The 23,169-nt window shown below is 60.1% G+C and carries 17 protein-coding genes; 9 read left to right on the top strand and 8 right to left on the bottom strand.

The window, feature by feature from the left end; all coding sequences use genetic code 11:
* Positions 1-9 precede the first annotated feature (9 nt).
* Both ACUN0E_RS30780 and ACUN0E_RS30775 read left to right on the top strand, forming a co-directional pair.
* Positions 10-1,395, top strand: coding sequence for an aspartate aminotransferase family protein (locus ACUN0E_RS30780; RefSeq protein ID WP_445568948.1), 1,386 nt, complete (start codon positions 10-12; stop codon positions 1,393-1,395).
* Between the two features lie 88 nt (positions 1,396-1,483).
* The gene (locus ACUN0E_RS30775) at positions 1,484-2,131 is read left to right on the top strand and encodes a GntR family transcriptional regulator (RefSeq protein WP_445568947.1); all 648 of its coding nucleotides are present in this window, start codon (positions 1,484-1,486) and stop codon (positions 2,129-2,131) included.
* Positions 2,132-2,153: 22 nt separating this feature from the next.
* Here ACUN0E_RS30775 and ACUN0E_RS30770 read toward each other — a convergent pair whose 3' ends face one another.
* Entirely contained in the window at positions 2,154-3,050 is an 897-nt protein-coding gene (locus tag ACUN0E_RS30770; RefSeq protein WP_408223208.1) for a LysR family transcriptional regulator, read from the bottom strand.
* A 148-nt stretch (positions 3,051-3,198) separates the two neighbouring features.
* Between ACUN0E_RS30770 and tam the strand changes: the two genes are divergently transcribed.
* Together tam and ACUN0E_RS30760 are read left to right on the top strand one after the other, a co-directional pair.
* Positions 3,199-3,975: a trans-aconitate 2-methyltransferase gene (tam, locus tag ACUN0E_RS30765; RefSeq protein ID WP_445568946.1), complete on the top strand. Its 777-nt coding sequence runs from the start codon at positions 3,199-3,201 to the stop codon at positions 3,973-3,975.
* Between the two features lie 162 nt (positions 3,976-4,137).
* Positions 4,138-4,503 (top strand): hypothetical protein, encoded by a 366-nt coding sequence (locus tag ACUN0E_RS30760; RefSeq protein ID WP_408223204.1) that lies wholly within the window; start codon positions 4,138-4,140, stop codon positions 4,501-4,503.
* A gap of 80 nt (positions 4,504-4,583) precedes the next feature.
* Here ACUN0E_RS30760 and ACUN0E_RS30755 read toward each other — a convergent pair whose 3' ends face one another.
* The 3 genes from ACUN0E_RS30755 to ACUN0E_RS30745 form a co-directional block, all read right to left on the bottom strand.
* On the bottom strand, positions 4,584-5,798 hold the full coding sequence (locus ACUN0E_RS30755; RefSeq protein ID WP_445568945.1) for a porin: 1,215 nt from the start codon (positions 5,796-5,798) through the stop codon (positions 4,584-4,586).
* Positions 5,799-5,963: 165 nt separating this feature from the next.
* Complete coding sequence (locus ACUN0E_RS30750; RefSeq protein ID WP_445568944.1) at positions 5,964-7,415, bottom strand: APC family permease; 1,452 nt, start codon at positions 7,413-7,415, stop codon at positions 5,964-5,966.
* 293 nt (positions 7,416-7,708) lie between these two features.
* Positions 7,709-8,707 (bottom strand): AraC family transcriptional regulator, encoded by a 999-nt coding sequence (locus ACUN0E_RS30745; RefSeq protein ID WP_408223198.1) that lies wholly within the window; start codon positions 8,705-8,707, stop codon positions 7,709-7,711.
* A 200-nt stretch (positions 8,708-8,907) separates the two neighbouring features.
* On the opposite strand from ACUN0E_RS30745, the gene ACUN0E_RS30740 reads away from it, so the two are divergent.
* The 5 genes from ACUN0E_RS30740 (at position 8,908) to ACUN0E_RS30720 (ending at position 17,108) form a co-directional block, all read left to right on the top strand.
* A complete protein-coding gene (locus ACUN0E_RS30740; RefSeq protein ID WP_445568943.1) occupies positions 8,908-10,893 on the top strand; it encodes a primary-amine oxidase in 1,986 nt (661 codons plus the stop codon).
* A 220-nt stretch (positions 10,894-11,113) separates the two neighbouring features.
* Positions 11,114-12,196 (top strand): hypothetical protein, encoded by a 1,083-nt coding sequence (locus ACUN0E_RS30735; RefSeq protein WP_445568942.1) that lies wholly within the window; start codon positions 11,114-11,116, stop codon positions 12,194-12,196.
* 93 nt (positions 12,197-12,289) lie between these two features.
* Positions 12,290-13,708 carry an IS66 family transposase gene (tnpC, locus tag ACUN0E_RS30730; RefSeq protein WP_445565280.1) on the top strand — a complete coding sequence of 473 codons (1,419 nt, stop codon included), beginning with the start codon at positions 12,290-12,292 and terminating at the stop codon, positions 13,706-13,708.
* Positions 13,709-13,879: 171 nt separating this feature from the next.
* On the top strand, positions 13,880-15,358 hold the full coding sequence (gene styD / locus ACUN0E_RS30725; RefSeq protein WP_408223192.1) for a phenylacetaldehyde dehydrogenase StyD: 1,479 nt from the start codon (positions 13,880-13,882) through the stop codon (positions 15,356-15,358).
* A gap of 814 nt (positions 15,359-16,172) precedes the next feature.
* Entirely contained in the window at positions 16,173-17,108 is a 936-nt protein-coding gene (locus tag ACUN0E_RS30720; RefSeq protein WP_408223190.1) for a LysR substrate-binding domain-containing protein, read from the top strand.
* 28 nt (positions 17,109-17,136) lie between these two features.
* On the opposite strand, the gene ACUN0E_RS30715 is transcribed toward ACUN0E_RS30720, so the two are convergent.
* The 4 genes from ACUN0E_RS30715 to aldA all read right to left on the bottom strand — a co-directional run bounded on the left by ACUN0E_RS30715 (position 17,137) and on the right by aldA (position 23,002).
* Entirely contained in the window at positions 17,137-18,798 is a 1,662-nt protein-coding gene (locus tag ACUN0E_RS30715) for a GMC family oxidoreductase (RefSeq protein WP_445568941.1), read from the bottom strand.
* Positions 18,799-18,886: 88 nt separating this feature from the next.
* The gene (locus tag ACUN0E_RS30710) at positions 18,887-20,104 is read right to left on the bottom strand and encodes a mandelate racemase/muconate lactonizing enzyme family protein (RefSeq protein ID WP_408223186.1); all 1,218 of its coding nucleotides are present in this window, start codon (positions 20,102-20,104) and stop codon (positions 18,887-18,889) included.
* Positions 20,105-21,427 (bottom strand): MFS transporter, encoded by a 1,323-nt coding sequence (locus ACUN0E_RS30705; protein ID WP_445568940.1) that lies wholly within the window; start codon positions 21,425-21,427, stop codon positions 20,105-20,107. It lies immediately after the preceding gene.
* A gap of 150 nt (positions 21,428-21,577) precedes the next feature.
* A complete protein-coding gene (aldA, locus tag ACUN0E_RS30700; RefSeq protein ID WP_445568939.1) occupies positions 21,578-23,002 on the bottom strand; it encodes an aldehyde dehydrogenase in 1,425 nt (474 codons plus the stop codon).
* Positions 23,003-23,169 lie beyond the last annotated feature (167 nt).

Below are 23,169 nucleotides of genomic sequence, written 5' to 3'. Positions count from 1 at the left end.
TGGCGGCTTATGGAAACACCATCGGAGAACCTGGATTTGAATACCCGTCAGGGCATCAATTGGGCACGTGCGCAGGCGCTTGTCGAACGCGAACGCCGCGCGTTTGCCGAGGCCATGCCGAAATCGCGCGCGCTATCCGAACGCGCCGCGCGCCACCTGTTGTTCGGCGTGCCGCTGCACTGGATGAACGACTGGTCGACGCCCTTCTCGCTCTATGTCGATCAGGCGCGCGGCGCTTCGTTCACCGACGTGGACGGTCATCGCTACGCAGACTTCTGCCTCGGCGACACGGGCGCGATGTTTGGCCATTCACCCGCCCCCGTGGCCCGCGCGCTGGCTACCCAGGCTGAACGCGGACTGACGACCATGCTGCCGGGCGAGGATGCCGCATGGGTCGGTGAAGAACTCGCGCGCCGCTTCGGGTTGCCCTACTGGCAGTTCGCGATGACGGCGAGCGACGCCAACCGCTTTGCGTTGCGCTGGGCGCGCGCGGCGACCGGACGCCGGCAGATCGTGATCTTCAACGGCTGCTATCACGGCACGGTGGACGACGTATTCGTCGATCTCGTCGATGGGAAACCGCAACAGCGCGACAGCCTGATCGGCCAGGTGCACGACCTGCTCGACGCCACGCGCGTGATCGAATTCAACGACCTGGCCGCGCTGGAAAACGCGCTGAAAGACGGCGACGTGGCCTGCGTGCTGGCCGAACCCGCGATGACCAACATCGGTATGGTGCTGCCCGAGCCGGACTACTGGCGGCAAGCGCAAGCGCTGATGCGCCGCTACGGCACGCTGCTCGCCATCGACGAAACCCACACCATCAGTTGCGGGCCGGGTGGTTACACGAGAGCGTACGGCCTCGAACCCGACCTGTTCATCCTCGGCAAACCGGTGGGCGGCGGCTTTCCGTGCGCGGTGTACGGTTTCAGCGCCGAGTTGGCGGCCCGCGCGCAGCACGCCAAGCGCAGCGCACCGCCCGGCCACTCCGGCATCGGCACCACCCTCACGGCGAACATGCTGGCGATGAGCGCGATCCGCGCGACGCTCGCCGAGGTAATGACGGATGCCGCCTACGCTCACATGTTCGCACTCGCCGAGCGCATCGAGGACGGCCTGAAAGGGGCGATCGCGCGTCGTGGTCTCGCGTGGTGCGTGACGCGCGTCGGCGCCCGTACCGAATTCCAGTTCACGCCGACACCGCCGCGCAACGGCACCGAAGCCGGCCGCCAGCTCGACGCGGAACTGGAACATATCATGCACCTGTACCTGCTCAATCGCGGCGTGCTGATTACGCCGTTTCACAACATGATCCTGGTGTGCCCCGACACATCGGCGGCCGACGTCGACAGACTGGTTTCTACGTTCGACGCCTGTCTTGCCGAACTGACCTGAGCGTAGTCAGATCGAGGTTGACGGCGCACGGCCACCGCTAAACCGTCGGCGTTTTTGCAGCTTTTTTTCGGCCCCCGCATCGAGCCTTATGAAAACTTCGCGTCATCACACGCTGCAGGACCAGACCTACGAAACGCTGCGGCAGTGGCTGACGATCGGGCGCTTCCTGCCAGGCGAGCGCATCAAGATCCGTCACGTCGCCGCCGAGCTCGGTGTGGGCGAGATGCCGGTGCGCTCCGCCTTGCAGCGCCTCGCGGCCGAATCGGCGCTGGTGAACGTGCCCAATTGCGGCGTGACCGTGCCACGTCTGTCGAAAGAACAATTCGACGATGTGTTGCGCGTGCGCCTGATTCTCGAAGGCCAGGCGGCCGAATTGGGCGTACCCTATCTGAGCGCGCACGATCTGGAAACGCTGGAAAAGTTGAATGAAGAGATGGCGCGGGCCTTGCCGACCACTAACACCAAGGGCTATCTCGATGCCAACGAGGCATTCCATCTGATTCTGTACCGCGCGGCCGGCTCGCCGCTTCTGCTCGAGTTGATCGAAACGGTGTGGCTGCAGGTCGGGCCGATTTCGAATCTGTTATTCGGCGACGCGCTGTTTGCCGGCACGCTCAACGACGCGCACGACGACCTGCTGAATGCCGCGAAGGCGCGCGATGCGGCCGGCGTGCGACGCGCGATCGAACACGATCTGAACCATGCAGCGAGTTGTTTGCGGGCGCAGTGTCTGTAGAGGCTGCGACTCGGCGCCGGCATCACGCCTTCAGCGTGGCCTGTTCCAGAATCATGTCGTAAAGCGCCTGCGCCGCCGGTGAAAGTTGAGCGGTCTTGCGCGCCACGAGGACGAGCGTGCGCGAGACCACCGGGTGCGTGAGCTCGACGGTGCGGACCGTCGGATACGCGCCCTTCTGAATCGCGAGCGCCGGCACGACGGCCGCGCCCACCCCTTGCGCGACCAACCCGACAGCCGTCGAACTGCGCTGCACCTCATAAAAGGAGCGCAGCGCCAACTCACTCTTTTCCAGTGCGACGTCGAGCAACGCGCGATTGCCGCTGACCTCCCCGGCAAAAATCAGCGGATACGATTGCAGTTGCTGCCAGGCGATGCGCCGCCGTTTTGCCAAAGGATGATCTTCATGGCAAATCAGCACGTAGCGGTCTTCCGTCAACGGCACGCTGGCGAGATCCGGATGATGCTCACCGGCGATATTGATGCCGAACTCCACCTCCCGGCGCAGCACGGCCTCCTCCACTGCAGACGACGCGTGATCGAGAATCTTGATGCGGTTATGCGGATAACGCCCGGCGTACGCCTGCAGAATGCGCGGCAGATACTGCACGCCCACCGTCGGCACGCAGGCGATCGACACATCGCCGCGACGGGCCTCACCCGTCTCGCGAATCTCCACCAGCGCATCGGCAAGCTCGCCCAATAACCGACGCGCCTGCGGCAGAAAACTGCGCCCTATTTCGGTCAGCGCCATGGAGCGGGTAGTCCGCTCGATCAGCGTGACGCCGAGAAACGTTTCGAGCTTGCGCAGACGTTGCGTAATGGCCGTCTGCGTGACGTGCAAAGAATCCGCGGCGGCTTGAAAGCTGCCCCGGTCCGCAATCGCAACAAATGCCTGTACACCGAGAGTGTCGATTTTCATTAGAAAAATGAAGGAATCGGAATGATAAATTCATTTTACTCTACCCCCGACACCGCACAGAATAAGCGGATTGGATCGGTTTGACACCGCACACTGAGCACGGATGTCAGCGGACACCGGTCCTGCAATCAAGACAAAGGAGCGTGACATGACTTCATCGACGAACTGGTCTGCGAAGCAGTATGTGATGTTTGAAAGCGAGCGCACCCGGCCGGTCAGGGATCTGCTGGCGGCGGTCCCGGCAACCGACGTGCGGGTGGCGGTCGACATCGGCTGCGGCCCCGGCAATTCCACCGAGGCGCTGGCGGCCCGCCTGCCCGGCGCGACGGTCAGCGGTCTGGACAGTTCCGCCGACATGATCGCGGCGGCCGCCAGGCGCCTGCCGCAATTCCAGTTCGAGGTGAGCGACATTGCGACGTGGGATGCCCCGAGCCCCTACGACCTGATCCTCGCCAATGCCGTGCTGCAGTGGGTGCCGGATCATGAGCAGCTGTTTCCGTCGCTTGTGAAAAAACTCGCACCGGGCGGCAACCTCGCCGTGCAAATGCCGGACAACCTCGACGAACCCGCGCACCGTCTGCTGCGCGAAATCGCGGCGGACGGCCCCTGGGCAAACAAACTCAAAGGCGTGGAACGCACCATGCGCTACGGCGCCGACTGGTACTACGCGCTGCTCAAACCGCTGTGTGCGCGGGTCGACGTGTGGCGCACCGTCTACTACCACCCACTCGCGGGCGGCGCGGACGCGGTCGTCGAATGGTTCAAGGGCAGCGCGCTCAGGCCGTTCCTGACCGAACTCGACGACAGCGAGGAAGGCGCCTTCCTGGAACGCTACCGGGAAGCGATCGCGCGGGCGTACCCGGCGCTGGCAGACGGCACCGTGCTGTTGCCGTTTCCGCGCCTGTTTATCGTCGCTACGCGCTAGTGCGGCGGAGCCGGGCCGGCTGCCGCGTGGTATTTGTGGCGCCGGCGCGGCCAGGGTCAGTCTGGAATTGCCGCTCGTGAATTCTGCGTGATATTGTGTAACAGAAGCGGAGGACGGCCTGCCGTCCTCACCGGAACGCAAATTACAGCAGCGAGCGTCGCCATGAGTGATGTACGCCATCATCTGAGTCCACGTGACCGCCTGGAGCTGTTGTGCTGGCTCACATGCGGATCGCTTGGCGCTTTTTACCTGAATGAGGACTGGCCCGACGCGGCGTTTCAGGTGCAGGCCGCCCATAAGTGGCTCGACCTCCGGTCGCGGGAAGCAGACTGGTTGAGTATCGCCAGATTGTCGGCAACCGCACTGGAGATTGCACGGCGGCACGCGAATTTTGTCGATGCCGACTGGGCGCGGGACGCCGTCGAGGAGATTCTCGATACCGACGAGCTTGACCCGCAAGCGCGGCTGGTGAAGCAGGTATTGGCGGATTGCCAGAGCGCGCTTGCGGACAAACGCGTGGCGGATTAGTTTTCCCCGCGTGGCACGTTACGTGGTTCGCCATGCGGCGTTGGCTCCGTTGATCTGTTTGCCAGCGCCGCACAGGCAGATTAAAAATTGTGCCGCACGCCGACGATCACGGAGAGCTGCTTATCCGTATCCGAATTGACGATATTCGGAATCTGCGCCAGATTCTCCGTCTGCCCCGTCGACGGATTGATCCCGAGTCCCGCGCCGGAAGATTTCTGCCCGATCGCCACTGCATAGACCGCCGTCCGCTTCGACAGGCTGTACACCGCACCCAGGTTGATCTGATGCACACGCGTCGAAGCACTGCTGCTCGGCCTGGCGTCGTTGAAGATATATGCCAGACCGAGCTGCAAATCAGGCGCGAGCATATAGGTCGTATTCAACTCGGCAATGTCGAATGAAATATCGGCCCCGGCAGGGCTCGCCGCGCTTGCGAAATACTGGCTCTGCGACAGACGCGTATGCGTATAGCTCACCGCCACGCTCGCCTTGCCGAACGCATACGAGCCCCCTGCTCCGAAAATCCTGACCTTGCTCGCCTGCTGCAGCAGACAATACGACGCGTCGGCATTCGCGCAACTGAAATCGCCGATATAGCCGGCAGTACCGCCTAAGGCCGCCTGCAACGGCTGATTCAACTCGAGATAGCCTGCGCTCAACGACAGCGGCCCCTGTGCGTAATTCGCCGCCAGCGCCCAGCCCTTGTTCTGCGAGAAATTCCCTGCCACGCCACCCAGACTGAACAATCCGCCAATAGTCAATCCACCAAAGCTCGGGCTGATGTACTTGATCGAGTTGTTGAAGTTGAACGCTTCGTTGAGGTTGTCGACGTCGCCGAAATGGGAGCCGTACAGCGTCGCCCAGTTATTGCTCGATGCATAGGCGCCCATGTAGTCGGAGAACGGATCGTATTGGCGGCCGAATGTCAGTGCGCCGTACGTGCCGTTGTTCAAACCGACCCATGCGTTGCGGTTGAACAGCGTGTTCGATTGCAACATCGCGCCGTTGCCGATCAGAAAGCTGTTCTCCAATGTGAAGTTCACCGTGGTGCCGCCACCGATATCCTCAGTGCCCATCAAGCCCCACCGCGAAGGCACCAGGTTGCCGCCCGCCAGTTGGTCATTCGCGTGGCCGTTGGTGCTGCCGTCCGCGAGCGTTGTCTGCTGGTTGGTCGTGTAGACGACGCCGGCGTCGACCGTGCCATAGAGCGTCACCGAAGATTGCGCATGCGCGCCCATCGCGAGGCCGCACGCGGCCAGCGCAAGCGCCGAGCGCCTGACGAATTTGTGTGCCATATTTTTTGTCGAAAGTTGAGTGGTGAAATCAGCGAGCTCAAACTGGACGAGCCGGCCGAACCAGACGAGCGACACCACTCCGCTGCCGTTCGAGAATGAACTACAGCAGTCGATCGCTGGAACGTGACGAGACGGCGCGCGCTGAGTGCCTTGCGCGCGGTTCGATTACTGCCCGAAGCGCGCGTAGATATCTGGCCGCTTCTTACGCAAGATGAGACCGATCACGACGCCGAAAAGCGCCACCGCGAATACGATCCAGGGGAAAGACTTGACGATCGGGCTATCGGAGCCGCTGAGCGCATCGAGATTGCGCACCAGGATCACGCCGATATACAGCAGGCCGATGCCGCCAACCAGGGGCGCGACAAACGAGTGCCATACGCGTGTGTCCTTGCGCGTCTTGCGGAAGAACGCGATGACCGAAAAACTCGTCACGGCCTGAAGCATCACGATACCGATCGTGCCAAGCGCTGAACTCCAGCTGAAAACGATGTTGAACGGATCGCTGCCTGCCGCGATGAAGAGCCCGAGTAGCACGCACACGGAGAGTGTTTGCAGATAGCTCGCCACATACGGCGAACGGTATTTTTCGTGCACCCGGGTGAGCATTTGCGGCAGGATGCCTTCAAGGCTCAGCGCGTGGATATAGCGCACCAGCGTGTTATGGAACGACAACAGACTCGCGAAGATACTGCTAAGCAACAGGAAGCTCATCACGGTCGTCACGGCACCGCCCAGATACTTACCCGATTGAATGAACCAGAAATCACCCGGTTGCTTCGTCGCGACCGCGACCACGTCGTTCAGTCCGTACGCGCAAACGATCGTCCACGTAACGAAAGCGAAGAACACGAGAATCAGCACGACCGACACATACGTCGCGCGTGGCACGGTCACCTTCGGGTCCCGGCATTCCTTGCCGTAAATCGCCGTCGCTTCAAAACCGATAAACGACGCGAAGGCGAACATCACGGCAATACCGAGGTGGCCGCTAAATACATGTTCCGGTGTGAACGGTGCGAGCGTGAGGCCATTCGGGCCGCCGCCATGCACGACGATCGCAATTGCAAGCAGCAGCAGAATGCCCAGTTCCAGACACATCAGCACGCCGAGCAGTCGGCTATTCAGATCGATACCACGGATGCCGGTGAATTGCACCACGGCCACGCAGATCAGCGAATAGCCGTACCAGGGTATCGCGGTATGCAGTAGTGGAGAAAGAATCACCGTGCAGAAGAATCCAAACAACCCATACAGCGCGATCTGGATGAAGGTGTACGACATCAGCGCGATGAGTGCGCCGGCCATGCCCAACGGCCGTCCGAGTCCGGCGGTGATGTATGCGTAGAACGCGCCGGCGCGCACCACGTGCCGGCTCATCGACGCAAAACCCACGCTGAAAATCAGCAGCACGATGCCGGCAATCACGAACGCGCCCGGAATACCTGCACCATTGCCCAGACTGATCGCGGGCGGCACCGCACCGAGCATGCCGGTAAGCGGTGCGGCGGCGGAAATCACGAGGAACACGATCTGCCACAAGCCCAGCGTATTGCCCTTCAGTTCCACGGGATTCTCCGCGTCGACCAGACGGGTCGGAGAGTAGGGTTCATTCATCGCTGCCTCTATTTTGTTGGCTAGTCTGGAACTCGCCTAAACCCTGGAAATACTGGTCCAGACGCTCGGTTGACCGACGTTCGATGTTTCGGTGTGAGCGCATGGTAGGTAGCTAAAAAATAAAGCGACTTCGCGAACCGCGCCAAATTTTCGATAATTTGCGCCAATGCTCCTGAGCGTGTCAGGCACTGCGGTTCGCAGCAAATACTTAGGAAACGAAAGTTTTTCTTTTCGTGTGACGATTGCGCTTTCGCGTGCTTTCAGAATGAAAGTATTTGCGACGCCATCAGCTCTTATTGTTTTTTCCAGTTGCGCGTGGCGCGCCACAGCACCGTTGCGTCGGCGTAGCCCACAGCGCGAGCGATCGCCGCATTGGTGAGCCCGTCACGTTCAAGCAGGCCTTCCACACTACGCTGCCGCTCTTCGCGCACGATCTGCCGCACGGAAGTCCCTGCCTCGGCCAGGTGCCGTTGCAGCGAGCGATGCGATAGACCGAGATCTTTCGCGATGTCGGCAACGATCAGCTTTTCGTGCGCAAGCCGCCGCGTTACCAGATCGCGCACCTGTTCGACGATGCTATGGGGCACCGCATCGCGCGCAATCAGATCGGTGGCATGGCGTTCCATCATGCGCGCCATTTGCGTGTCGGCGCTCTTGAGCGGCGCATCGAGATCCAGCGGACGCAGGATCACGCCATTGAAAGGCTGCTGAAAGCGCACCGGCACGCGGAAATTGCGTGCATACGGTTTGAGGTCGGCCGGCGCGGCGTGTTCGAAATGCACTTCGACCGGATTCCACGCTGCGCCACGCACGAGCCGGATCATATGGCACATCGTCGAGAGGCTGTATTCCGCGTCCTGCCGGCGCGGCCAGATCTGTGGATTGGCGATCTGATAGGTCCATACCGGCCATTCGCTATCGCGCAGCAACTCACAGGTTGTGGTGTTCTGCCACGACGCCAGCGCGAGCGAGAACTTGCGCACGGCTGCGTTCAAGGTCGGCGACGATAGAAACACGAGACCTGCCGGCCCGAGTTCCGTCACTTGCAATTCGCTACCGAGACGCAAGCCGAGCGACGGTTCGCCGAGTACTTCAGCCGCGCGCTCGAATGCCGCCACATAACGCGTGAGCGGCAGGATTTCATACGGATTCGACAGGAGCTTGCGGCTCATGCCGAACGCTTCGAGCAGCGCGTCGCAATTGGCGCCTGATGCATCGAGTGCGCGCACAACCGGTCCCATTACCGCGCCGCGGATCATCGGGAAACTGCCGTTGAGCGTGACTTTTTTCATGCCGAGCGTCTCCTCTCAAGTCTTCGCTGATGTACTGCCGTGTTATTGCTCCTGGCGCACTTTATCGTTCATTTGGCGCGATAAGCAAGCGCGAAAATAATATTGGGTTCCTACGATTTGCCATCGACTCAGCGTTCGCCGCGCTTCATTCAGCATCGCCGGCACGCAGTCCGGTCCAGCACACTCCTTACGGGAATCCTATGAACACGAATGCCACGAAAGCCGCTCACGCCCCCGTTCATCCGCTCGATCCGCTGAGTCCGGACGAAATGCAGCTTGCCTGCGATCTCGTGAAGGCCGCCGAAAGCCTCGACGCCCATGTACGTTTTCCCATGGTCGAATTGCGTGAGCCGCCGAAGACCGAAGTGGTCGCATTCAAGACTGGTGAATATTTTTCGCGTACGGCGTTCGTACTGGCAATCGACCGCACGAATGGGACGACGATCGAATTCAATGTGGACCTGAGAGAAAAAAGAGTCGCCTCGCGCAACGTGCTCCCGTTCGATCAGGCGCCTTACGGCCAGCCGCCGATCATGATCGAAGACTTCATGAACGCCGAGCAGATCGTCAAGAGCGACGACGCATGGCGCGTTGCGGTAATGAAGCGCGGTCTCACCGAGAAAGATCTGGAGCACGTCCAGGTCGATCCGTTTTCCGCCGGTTGCTTCGACCGCGAGAACGAGAATGGCCGGCGCCTTGTGCGTTGCGTGAGTTACTACCGCGAGACTGTGACCGACAACGGCTACGCGCATCCCATCGAGGGCGTGGTGGCGGTAGTCGATCTGCTCGAGAAGAAAGTGATCGAACTGGTCGACGACGGCCGCATCATTCCGATCCCGCGTGCGAAGCACAACTACGACACACCGAGCCTCGGCGAACCGCGCAGCACACTCAAACCGCTTTCGATCAGCCAGCCGGAGGGCCCGAGCTTCAAGATCGACGGCTGGCATGTGAGCTGGCAGAACTGGAACTTCCGGGTCGGCTTCACGCCGCGCGAAGGGCTGGTGCTGCATCAGCTGTCATGGGACGACGGCAAGAACGCGCGGCCGATCATCTACCGTGCGAGCGTGACGGAGATGTGCGTGCCTTACTCCGACCCGAGCACGAATCACTACTGGAAAAGCGCATTCGATGCCGGTGAATACGGTCTTGGAAAACTGGCGAATCAACTTGAGCTCGGCTGCGATTGTCTCGGCACGATCCGCTATTTCGACATTCCGTCCGCCGACGATTTCGGCAATGCGTTCCTGATGAAGAACGCCGTGTGCATGCACGAAGAGGACTACGGCACCCTGTGGAAGCACTATGAGTTCCGCACCGGCATCTTCGAAATGCGCCGTTCGCGACGCCTTGTGATCTCGTTCTTCGCGACGGTCGGCAACTACGACTACGGTTTCTACTGGTACCTGTATCAGGACGGCACGATTCAACTCGAATGCAAGCTGACCGGCATCGTACAAACCTCAGCGGTCGCCGACGGCGACACGTATCCGTGGGGCGGCATGATCACGGAAAACCTTGGCGGCCCGACCCACCAGCACTTCTTCAATGCACGGATGCACATGATGGTCGACGGCGAGCGCAACACCGTGACCGAACATGAATTCGTGCCGCGTCCAATGGGCGAAACGAATCCGTACGGCAACGTCTTCGACACCACGAAGCGCGTGTTCAAGACCGAGAGCGAAGCCGCGCGTCTTGCGAACGGTCGCACGGGACGTTACTGGAAGGTGACCAACCCGAACGTGAAGAACGCTGTCGGTGCGAATCCGGGCTACAAGCTGATCGTGAACGACTCACCGCTGATGCTGGCCGACGAGCGCTCGAAAGTCCGTCAACGCGGCGGTTTTGCCACGCGTCACGTGTGGGTCACACCGTTCGATCCGGCCGAACGTTACGCGAGTGGCGACTATCCGAACCAGCATGCGGGTGGTGACGGCTTGCCGCGCTACATCGAGGCGAATCGCAACATCGAGAACGAAGACATCGTCTTGTGGCACAGCTTCGGTCACACGCACGTATGCAAACCCGAGGACTTCCCGGTGATGCCGGTGGAATACGCCGGCTTCATGCTCAAGCCGAACAACTTCTTCTCCGCCAACCCGACGATGGACCTGCCGTCCGAACGTGACCAGAACAGTATTGAAGACGGCAAGTCCGCGGATCATGGCTGCTGCAAGCGCTGATTCGACGATACGCGACCAACGGCCTGCGACTGCACACGTCGTCAACTCCGCAAACGTATATCCCGCGATTACAGCCCACGGGACACGCGTATTGACAGTGAGCGTGGGCGGCGTAGCTCGCGTGTTGATGGCGAGAGTGGGTGGTGCGGCACACAGGCTGATGAAGAGCGTGAGCGGCGCGACATCCGGGCTAACAGCGAGCGTGCGCGGCACGGCTTGTGTGCTGCTCGCGAGCGGCGCGGTGACGCTGGTGACACAAGCCGGCCTTGAACAACAAACCCGTGCGCTGTGGATGAGCGCACTGGCGCTGGCCACGATGACGATTGTGCCGCTGTTGATGTCGCGCATTTCGAGGCAGCAGCACACCACGCTTGCGACGGCGGTGACGCTGATCGCGACGATGAGTGCGATGGGCATCGTGCCGGCGTATGTCAGCGGGTTTGAGCATCGCATCGCGATAGGTGGGTTGGCTGTCGTGCTGGGTGGCGTGTTGCTGTTTTACGGGTGGCACCTTGCCAGCGAAACGCCCTCACCATTTGAAACAGCATCATCACCTGAACACTCTGATCGAAATAAACGTACGGACGAGTCGACCAAGGCCATGCACGCAACTGGCGCTGCGGCGCTGCTCGCACTGTTTGCGGGCGTATCGAGCGGCAGTCTCGCGCGTTTCCAGCTCGATGCAATTTGCGGCATGAGTGGCGCACAGCCGATGTGGCAGATCGCGCTTTCGCTGGGTGCTGTTTGCGCACTGGCGTTGATCGCCGACCGATCCGGCAACGGCAACGGCAACGGCAACGGCAACCGGATATTGATTGTGTTGTACGTGCTACGAGCGGTATTAATTGGAGCGCTCGCAGCCGTAGACAGTCCGACGCTTGCACTACTTGCGGCAAAGATGTTTCTGGTTCTCGACTGCCTGACGATTCCTGCACTAATGAAACTGCGAGGCAAATCGTGCAGCGCATTGAGCGCGGGTTGTCCTGGCGCGGCACACCACATCGGGATGGTGTTGGGAGCAACGTTATCGACGACGTCCTATTTTTTCGGCGATGGCTTCATGGTCTTGTATGCGCTAAGCGCGATTGCGAATCTGACATGTGCGGGCACGTTAGCAGCCAATTGGCTTAAAAAAAAGCCGTTACGTTGGCATCGAAACCATCCCCCCAGGCAGACCATTCCGACGAGCACGAAGTGCAAGTCGGGAAGTATGACTGCCTTGTCACCAAGGCCAAATGCGCGAGGGCACAGATTCCAGATGCACCACTACCGTGGCTGCGCGGGGGACCCGCTTAAGAACTAGCGGGGTGAGCCGCTTTCTTTGCTTATCTTTCTTTGCGGCGGCGTAACTATTCAGCGGTTGTAAACTGGAACCAGGCCATGCATAGTGAAGGACATGACGAAGATGCCCGACATCAAGGATCTGACGCCTGAACAGAAGGACGCACTGATCGTCGATCTTGTGAGGCGTCTGAACGAGCTTGAGGCGAAGCTTGAGAAGGACAGTCATAACTCCAGCAAGCCACCATCAAGCGACGGCCCGAAGCGCAAACCGAAGTCGTTGCGCGGCGTAAGCGGTGCACGCCCGGGAGCGCAGCCCGGTCATAAAGGCAAGACGCTAAAACGCGTGGCGCAACCCGATCACATTGAGATTCACCCGGTGGCGCGGGTGTGCGATGCATGCGGGGCACGGCTTGATTCCACACGGATCACCGTGGTGACTGAAGGACGTCAGGTGATCGATTTGCCGCCCACGCGTTTTGAGGTGACCGAACATCGCGTGCAGATCGCACAGTGTCGCTGCGGCAAACGTCATTCGGGCGTGTTTCCCGAAGGCGTAAGCCAGGCGGTGCAGTACGGTGCCCAGGTGCGCGCCGCGGCAGTCTATCTGACGCAGTACCAGCAACTGCCAGTGGGACGCACCGCTCAGGCGCTGACGGATCTGTTCGGTCTGCGTGTGAGTACCGGCACCGTGCAGCACAGCATTGATCAGGCAGCACATCTGCTGGCGCCCGCAGTTGAACAGATCAGCCAGGCACTGCATAAGCAGCCGGTCGTGCATTTCGATGAGAGCAGCATGCGCGTGGGACGTACGCCCCACTGGCTGCATACCGCGTCAACGCGCACGCTGAGCTGGTACGGTGCGCACCACAAGCGCGGTCGCGAGGCACTCGACAGTTTCGGCATTCTGCCTGGCTTCACGGGCATCGCGGTACATGACGGCTGGCGACCGTATGCCTACTATGACTGCGACCATGCGCTATGCAATGCCCACCATCTGCGCGAGTTGGTGTTTGTGCTGGAGTCCACCGGGCAGGCGTGGGCCCAGCAGATGATTGATCTGCTGTGTCAGGCCAAACGCGAGAGTGAGCTCAGTCTGGCCTGCGGCAACACGGCACTGAGTCGATCGCGCCAGCGCTATTACGCCAGGCGAAGTCGGGCGCTGATTGCTCTGGGAGACAGGCTTAATCCCCAGCAGGCGCGCGAGTCCAGGCGCAAGGAGCGGCGCGGCAAGATCAGGCAGAGCTTTGCCTACAATCTGCTGCGCCGCCTGCACACACAGACGCGCCAGGTATGGCGTTTTATTGCAGATCACCGTGTGCCGTTCGACAACAATCTGGCCGAGCGCGATATCCGCATGCCCAAACTCAAGCAGAAAATATCAGGGTGTTTCCGCTCTGTCTGCGGCATGGAGGCGTTCTGCACAATCCGCTCCTATCTCGCCACTTTGCGTAAGCAGAACCGCTCGCTGATCGATGCGCTGGCCTTGAGCTTTGCCGGTTTGGTCGTTTCGCCCCTGCCGGCCGCTGAATAGTTACGCGGCGGCAAAGAAAGTAAGTGCTGCCCCGCACAGGGGCGACACGAATAGACCACTAACAAAACAAGAAAAATCCCCCCACAGACTCGAAACAAAACAGCAAATCAAGTCTCAAAAAGCAACAACCGAATAGCAAAGCCAATCTCACCCCAACGGAGACAAAGCAAAATGACCGAACAGAAAAACCCAGCGAAGCTGCCGACGACAATGTTCATCAACGGCGAAAGAACCCACAGCGCCGCAGGCAAAACCTTCCCCATCTACAACCCAGCGACAGGAGAAGAACTAGCCCAGCTTCCAGACGCATCAGAAACCGACATCGACCACGCAGTCAAAACCTCAAAAGCGGCCTTCGAATCCGACACCTGGCGCAGAATGCCGCCCGCCGCCCGCGAACATCTACTGCTAAAACTAGCGGACCTGGTAGAACAACACACAGAAGAACTGGCAACCTTGGAAACCCTGAACCAGGGAAAACTAATAGCATTCTCAAAGATGCTGGAAGTCTCAGGCAGCGTCCAATGGCTGCGCTACATGGCTGGCTGGGCCACCAAAATCGAGGGCACGACTTTCGACCTGTCGATCCCCTTCCCGCCCGGCACACGCTACAACGCCTCAACAAAACGCGTCCCGGCGGGCGTCGTCGCCGCAATCGTCCCTTGGAATTTCCCGCTGCTGATGGCAGTCTGGAAAATTGCCCCGGCACTCGCATGCGGCTGCACCGTCGTGCTGAAACCGGCCGAAGAAACCCCTTTAACAGCAATTCGCCTGGCCGAACTGGCACACGAAGCCGGCTTCCCGCCGGGCGTATTCAATGTGGTCACCGGCCGCGGCGAGACCGCTGGCGCAGCGCTGGTCAAGCATCCATTGGTGAATAAAGTCACCTTCACGGGATCGACCGAAGTGGGTCGCATCATCGGCCGCCAGTGTGCTGACGATCTGAAACGCGTGTCGCTGGAACTGGGCGGCAAGAGCCCCGTGATCGTGCTGGATGACTGCGACCCGAAGAAAGCGATTGAAGGCGCTGCAGGCGCGATTTTCTTCAACCATGGACAGGTCTGTACCGCTGGTTCTCGCCTGTACGTTGCGCGCTCGATTTACGACGAAGTCGTGCAAGGCATTGCGGCGGTGGCCGACAGCATTGCATTGGGTTCCGGTTTCGATGCCGCGACGCAGATGGGACCCATGGTTTCCGCACGTCATCGCGACAAGGTCATGGGCATGATTGCGCAAGGCCGGCAGGAAGGCGGCGAGATCTTGTCGCGCGATGCGGCCGTTGACGCAGATGGCTTCTTTGTCCGGCCGACGGTCATTGCCAATCGCGCGTGCAAACCGCTTTCCGTTGTCAGGGATGAGGTGTTCGGACCGGTGCTCGTGGCGATGCCTTATGACGATATCGATGAAGTGTTGGCGCAGGCCAATGCGTCCGAATATGGGCTGGGCGCAAGCGTCTGGACAAACCAGCTCGACAAGGCGCTGCGACTCGTCGACGGTATCGAGGCCGGGACAGTGTGGGTCAACACTCACAATATGGTTGATCCGGCCATGCCGTTCGGCGGGTTTAAAGCATCCGGGATCGGGCGTGAACATGGGAAGGCTATTATTGATTCCTATACTGAAAGTAAGTCTGTTTGTATTGCTTATTGATTTTCGTTTTTTGCCTGCGGGGTACTTGTTGTCTGTGCTCCTATGGTTTTGGGTTTTCCTTGATCTGGATCCTTTTGCCTTTCCTTGAATTGTTATTGGTTTATTAGCGTCGCCCCTGTGCGGGGCAGGCACCTACTTCTCTTTGCCGCCGCAAAGAGAAGTAGGCAAGAGAAAGCGGCTCACACCGCTAATTCTTAAGCGGGTCCCCTGGCTTGGAGGAGGGAGTGGTGCATCTGGAATCTGTGTTTCCGCACATTCGGCGTTAGTGACAAGGCAGTCATACTTCCGGCGGCGCTGCGCGCGCCGAAACGCACCTCATAGAACCGACCACCACGTTTTTGCACCCGCGCGCCATTCGGCGCCCCGCCGAGGCGAAGACGATGGCTCCCACCGCACCTCAACGAAGCCGCAGGTTTCCCTGGCAAACCCGTCCGCGACGTACGCAGTGCGGAGTGGGAGCTGATGAGCGCTTTGTCACTCACGCGGAATGGGCGAGAACACGGATTCCAGATGTGCCACTACCGCAACTGCGCGGGGGACCCGCTTATAAGCTAGCGGTTTGAGCTGCTTTCTTTTGCCTACTTTTCTTTGCAGCAGGCAAAGAAAAGTAGGTGCCTGCCCCGCACAGGGGCGACGTTAATAAACCAATAACAATTCAAGGAAAGGCCAACGCCATAGGCAACCAGACAACAAAGCGCCGCGCAAGCAACAAACTCAACGAAAACCCAACCACCACAAGCAACCAGATAAAATACCCAGCACCCGCGCCGCCGCGCACCAGCCTCCCCTTGGGTATCAGACCTTGAAACGAAAAATGCCCGCGCTGAACGCGCTAAAAGCCTTCGAAGTTGCTGGCCGCACGGGCAGTTTCACCCGCGCAGCGGAGCTACTGAACGTGACGCAAAGCGCGGTCAGCCGGCAAGTCCGGCAACTGGAAGCGCAACTCGGCGAGACCTTGCTCCAGCGTCACCATCATCACCTGGAGCTCTCGGCCGCCGGCCGTATCCTCCTGCAAGCCCTGCAACAATCGTTCGACCGGATCGAACTCACGGTCCGCAGCCTGCAGGAGAAAACCCACCGCAATCGTCTGCGCATCAACGCGCCGCCCACTTTTACGAGCCGCTGGCTAATGCCGCGTCTCGGGCGTCTGCGTGACGCGCATCCGCATCTCGAACTCAGCCTGTCGACCCGCGTCGACGACAACCTCGCCGAATCCGGTGTGCTCGACTGCGCGATCCGCTTCGGCAATGGCGAGTGGGAAGGCGTCGATAATCGTCTGCTGATGAACGAACGGCACATCGCCGTCTGCGCGCCCGCGTTGCTCGCGCGCCAGGCAGGTCGCGCGGCCATCGACCTGAATCAGTTCACGCTGCTGCATGTGCTCGCGAGCGCCGATCAGCGCTATCTGACGTGGCAGCATTGGTTGAAAGCCGCCGGTATAGAAAACGTCGACACGCGCGGCGGCTATGAATTCGATCTGCTCGATCACGCTATCCGCGCGGCTGTCGACGGACTTGGCGTGACCATCGCTGATCGTCACATGATCGGCCGCGAACTCGCGGAAGGCCAACTCGTGCAGGTGCTCAACGTGCATGTCGACGGTCACCAGTCGTACTGGCTCGTTACGCGCGCGGAGCAGGACGAGTTGCAGCACGTCGCATTGTTTCGCGACTGGCTGCAACAGGAGATCTGGCTGACCGAGCGTGCGCTCGATTCATCGGAGTCCGCGCAGTTGGGTTCAGAGGGTTGAGTCGCCGTTAACGATGAATTTCCATCGGTCAGGCAGCAGCCGCCAGTTCCGCCGCTTCGGGTCTGAAGGCGGCTTCAGTGGCGGCGTCCTCGAGAATCATCTCGGCGCCCTTCTCCGCCACCATCATCGTCGGCGCATTGATGTTGCCCGACGTGATGTTCGGAAAGATCGACGCATCGACCACGCGCAAGCCAGCAATGCCGTGCACCCGCAAACGCGTATCGACCACGGAGGTGCGCGGGTCGTCGCCCATCGCACACGAACCGCACAGGTGATAGATCGAACCTGATTGCTCACGAAAATACTGCAGGAAGCCTTCACGCGTATTCACCTGCGGCCCCGGCGAGACTTCCTCGACCGTGATCTCTTTCAGCGCCGGCGATGCCATCACCTTGCGCACCAGTTCGCAGCCCTGAATCACTTCGTCGATATCTTTTTCCGTCGTCAACGCATTGATACGGATTTTCGCGGCGTCTTCCGCGCGATTCGATGCGATCTCGATCGATCCGCGGCTCGTCGGCCGGCACGGATTGAATGCCAACAGGAAGCCCGAGTATGGTTCGGGTTCGAGATTCGCCTTACTGCTCTTTGGAATCCGGTACGACAGCGGATTGAAATACAACTGCAGATTCGGCTGCGCTTCCTGATCGTTGCCTCTGAAGAATCCTCCCGACTGGTTCACGCTCATCGCGAGCGGCCCCTTGCGCGTCAGCAGATACTGCAGACCGAGCTTGAGCTTGCCAAGCAACGGACGCATTTCGTCGTTCAGCGTCTTCACGTTCGCGCGATAGTAGAAACTCACGCACAGATGGTCCTGCAGATTCTGCCCCACAGCCGGCAATTCCTTGACCATCGCGATGCGATGCTTCGCCAGCAATGCACTGTCGCCCACGCCCGAGAGTTGCAGCAGCTTGGGCGAATCGACCGCGCCCGCCGACAGGATCACCTCACGGGTCGCCATGAACTGCCGCGTAGCGCCATTCTGTGTCACGCTCACGCCAATTGCCCGTTGGTAACCGTCGAATAGAACGCGGCTTACCAGCACGTCACGTTCGACCGTCAGGTTCTTGCGCGTGAGCACCGGATGCAGATACTCGAAGCTGCTCGACGAACGCTGACCATTGCGTGTATTCACGTCGTAGATGCCGGCGCCTTCGAATTGCGCACCGTTGAAGTCGTCGCTGCGCTTGTAGCCGGCCTGGTCGCAGCCCTTCAGAAACACGCGACAAATCGGATGCACTGCGTCCTTCATCGGCGAGATGCGAATTGGACCATCCGCGCCGTGATATTCGGTGTTGCCGAGCGGATGCGATTCGAGCTTGCGGAAATACGGCAGCACGTCGTGAAACGCCCATCCCTTGTTACCTGCGGCGGCCCAATCGTCGAAATCGTGCGGCTGGCCGCGTACGTAGATCATCGCGTTGATCGAACCGGAGCCGCCCTGAACTTTGCCGCGCGGACAATAGATCGGCCGGTTGTCGAGTTCTTTTTCGGGCTCGCTGTAGTACATCCAGTTGTAGGTTTCGTTGTAGTACGTCTTGGTGAAACCCACCGGGACCTTGAACCAGAACGAGCTATCTTTGCCGCCTGCTTCGAGCAGCAGCACTGAGTATTGGCCTGACGCCGAAAGGCGATTGGCGAGAATGCAGCCCGCCGAACCTGCGCCGACGATGATGTAATCGTAGTTCATGCTCTATGTCGCCAGACGGCGCCCAATCCATTGAATGCGTAAGGCAGATTAAAACCCGCAGATTAAAACCCACAGGTTCAATCCAGGTTCAACCCCTGGCCGGCGCGAGGTCTTTCACGTCGGCGGGTTGTGCGGCCATTTGCAGATGCAGACGCTCGCCGGTGTACGGCGTGTGCTGCCTGACGACGTCCATATTCAACTCCACACCCAGGCCCGGTTCCTGCGAAGGAATGATGTAGCCGTCTTCCCATTGAATCGGCTTCTTCAACACCGCCGCGTGGAAACCGTCCCATGTGCCGATGCTTTCCTGAATCAGAAAGTTCGGCGTGCAGGCTGCGAGCTGAATACTGGCCGCCGCGCCGATCGGCCCGTTGTACAGATGCGGTGCGATCTGCGCGTAATACACCTCGGCGATCGCCGCGACTTTCTTCGCTTCGAGCAGGCCGCCCACACGCGCCACGTTCAGTTGCAGAATCGACGCCGCGCCCGCTTCGAGCAGCTTGAAGAATTCATACTTGGTGGTCAGGCGTTCGCCCGCAGCAATCGGAATACTCGTGTGCTGCGCGACTTGCGCCATCGCGCCTTCCTGCCCCGGCGGTACCGGTTCTTCGAACCACAACGGATCGTATTTTTCGAGCCGTTTAGCGAGCCGGATTGCCGACGACGGCACCATCTGCCCATGCGTGCCGAACAGCAGATCGGCCTTGCTGCCGACAGCTTCGCGCACGCGCTTGCAGAAAGTTTCGCAACGGTCGAGCACTTCCATCGACAGTTGATGACCCGAGTAAGCCGTATACGGCCCCGCCGGATCGAACTTCACGGCAGTAAAGCCGCGTTTTACGTTTTCAACAGCGCATTCGGCGGCGAGATCGGGATCGTCATAGTCGTATTCGCCCTTGCTGTTCTTCGGATACAGGTACGTGTATGAGCGCAGACGCTGGTTCACCATGCCACCCAGCAGTTCATACACCGGCTTGTTCGCCGCCTTGCCGATGATGTCCCAACACGCCATTTCCAGCCCGCTGACCACGCCCATCATCGTCAGATCGGGGCGTTGCGTGAAACCGCTCGAATACGCTTCGCGCCAGAGCCGCTCGATATGGTGCGGATCTTTATCGAGCAGGTAGCGGCTGAATACATCGTCGATGATGTGAGTCATCGCCTTCGGATGGAACGTCGCCGAATAGATTTCACCGACACCCTCAATACCGCAATCGGTCTTGAGCTTGACGAAAATCCAGTACATGCCGCCCACGTGCGGCGGCGGTACGGCGACGATATGCGTTTCGAGCGAGACGACTTTCATTTACGCAACCCCTTTCCTGTTAAGCATGTTTCTCAGCGCAAGGCCGGCAAAGCCGCCGAGCGCCGCCATTCCGGCCACATAGCCGAAGTAAAGCTGGTAACCGAAGACGCCCGGGAAGTTCTGCGTCAGATAGCCGTTGATCAACGGCAAAAACACGTCGGGCGAGTAGCCGAGTACGGAGATCAGGCCGATAGCAAGGCCCATCGTTTCGACCGGGATATGGCAGCGATCCAGCAGCGACCAGTACAGACCGCGAATCGCGTAAGTCAGAATGCCGATGAACAGCACGAGGAACACCAGCAGAACGTGGCTCGCGATACGCGGCGCCGCCATCAGACCCAGCAGCGACAGTGCAGCGAGGAAGAGTGCGATCACCAGCACTGAGACCTTCGAATAACGGTCGCCGAGAAAGCCGCCGCCAATGCCGCCGATCGGCCGCATCCACAGCTTGAGCGTGGTGATCGTGCCGGCCATCACCACGGTCAAGCCGATCTCGCCTTCATGCAGATACGCGGAGAAACTGTAGGTGGCCCAGAACACCTGATAGCCGCAGAACACAATGGCCGCGACCAGCCACAACTCGGGAATCGACGCGAGCGTTTTCAGATCGACCAGTACGTTGCTGCGTTTCTTCGTGGCGCGATTGGCGGCCGCGTCTTCCTTGCCTTGCGGATCTTTGACGAGCGCGAGCACCACGCCGAGCGCGATGCACAGAAACGCGTACATGTAGACGACCAGCCTGAAGCCAGCCGTAACGGGTTCGCCTTTGGTCTGCGTGAACCACGCAAACAACGTGATCGCGACGGTTGCGAGCATCGCTTCGATCAAACCACGTCCGCCATCGAGCAAACCGAAGAAGCGGCCCTGCTCGTGCGTGCCGGCGATCATCGTCACGCGTTTGATGACGGCGGCCCAGAACGTCAAACCGGTCGACAGTCCCCAGCCGCCGAAGATCAGCATCAGCACATTGAAGGACGGTGCGGTCGAATACCACAGGCCGAGCACGCCGGTCGCGACCAGCGAAAAGCAGATCAACAGACGCGGTGCGATCCGGTCGGCGAGCCAGCCGCTCGGCAGGTAGCTCAGTAGAAAGATCGTACCGAGCGACGAATACAGATAGCCGAGCTGACTATCGGTGATGTGAAACACTTCGAGCATCGTCGGCTGATAGACCTGCCGAAGATACAGAATCGGGTAAATCGCACCGGCCGCCACGACCAGCAAGATGAGCTGGATGTAGCGTTGAGCCTTGTTGGCTTGCAATGCGGTTTCCGCGGCGCTTGAGGCGAGCGAAGCGGTGGTTTGAACGGGCTGAGATGACACGTGAGCGCTCCTGGAAGACACAGCGCCGGTTCACCGGGCCGCCGGGTCTTCAAATATTTTTATAAGTGCAGCGGATTGCTGCGTTTCTGCGGGTTTCAAGGCGACGCGTGCCGTCTACTCCGAATCGCGCGGCACGCGCCGGTTGCAGCGTCAGTACTTCATGACCACAAGACGGGTCTGGGTGAATTCGAGCATGCCGTGCTTGCCGTCGTCGCCACCGAGACCCGAGCGTTTCCAGCCCGCGTGGAAACCTTGATACGGATCGGCCGGCGTGCGGTTCACATACAACTCACCTGCCTCGATGCCGTTGGCGATCTTCATCGCGCTACGATAGTTCTCGGTATAGAGCACCGACGACAAACCAAACTGGTGGTCATTGGCCATCTCCAGCGCTTCGTCGAGCGTGCGGTATTTGACGACCGGCATGATCGGACCGAAGGTCTCTTCCTGGATGATTTCCATGTTCTGACGGCAGTTCGACAGCAGCGTGGCCGGATAGAAGAAGCCCCTGCCTTGCGGAAGCCTGCCGCCGGTTTCAAGCGTGGCGCCCGCCGCGATCGCGCGCTCGACCATCCCATGAATCGACTGGCGCGATGCCTCGTTGACGAGCGGCCCCATCAGCGAAGGCTGTTCGCTGCGATCGCCGCTTTCCACCGCGCTCATGTGCTTCTTCAGCAGCACGACGAAACGGTCATGCACGCTTTCCTGCACGTAGACCCGTTCGATCGCTGTGCAAAGCTGCCCGCAGTGGGTGGTTTTGGAGGCGACCAGATCGCGCGCGGCTTTCTCCAGATCGGCATCCGCCTCGATGATTGCGGGCGTCTTGCCGCCCAGTTCGAGTGACGGCTTGGCGATGTTCGCCTTGCAGTATTCGAGTACCTTGCGGCCCGCACCGACGCTGCCGGTCAGCGTGATCATGCCGACCTTGGGATGCGTGCAGAGCGCCTCGGCAGTCGCATGGTTCATTGCGAGAATGTTCACGACGCCGGCCGGCAGCCCGGCCTTCTCAACCGCCTTCGCGATCTCGAATGCGGAGGTCGGCGTGTTATTGCTTGGGCGCACCACCACGGTATTGCCGGCGATCAGCGCGGGCGCCACCTTGCGCATGAACGTATAGACCGGGTAATTGAACGGAATCAGGCACGCGACCACACCGATCGGCTCGCGATGCAGCACGAGGTTTTCGTCGGGCGTGTCGCTCGGAATCACCTCGCCTTCGATGCGGCGCGCCCATTCGGCGTGGTAGCGGGTGATCTGGCCGGCGTAGATCGCTTCGTTGGTGGCGTCGGCGACGCTTTTACCCGACTCCAGCGCGAGCGCCGCACCGATGGCGGGCGCGCATTCGGTGAGCGCGTCGGCGAGCTTGTGCAGATAGACCGCACGCTCCGCCGAAGGCAGCTTGCGCCAGCCCTTCTGGGCGGCTGATGCGGCGTCGACCGCGGCGATGGCCTCGGCCTGGGTGGCGCCCGTGACATGGGCAATCACGGCTTCATTGGCAGGGTTGGTGACGGCGATGAGCTCGTCGCTTGCCGCATCGATAAAGCGGCCGTTAGCAAAATTCCGATCGAGTCGCATGGTCGTCTCCTGAAAAACCTGGTGCAGTGGCGCATTGCCTTCGGCTATCGCCTTCATGCCAAAGGTGCATGAACGGAATTTTTCTCTCCAGCACGGCGCGCCACAAGCGAATAATTCGCGTGACAAACATTCGAAAAAATCACGTTTAACCAGGGATGTGCCTCATA

The sequence above is a fragment of the Paraburkholderia sp. D1E genome, from assembly GCF_052682275.1.
This window is presented reverse-complemented; position numbering and strand designations above follow the sequence as displayed.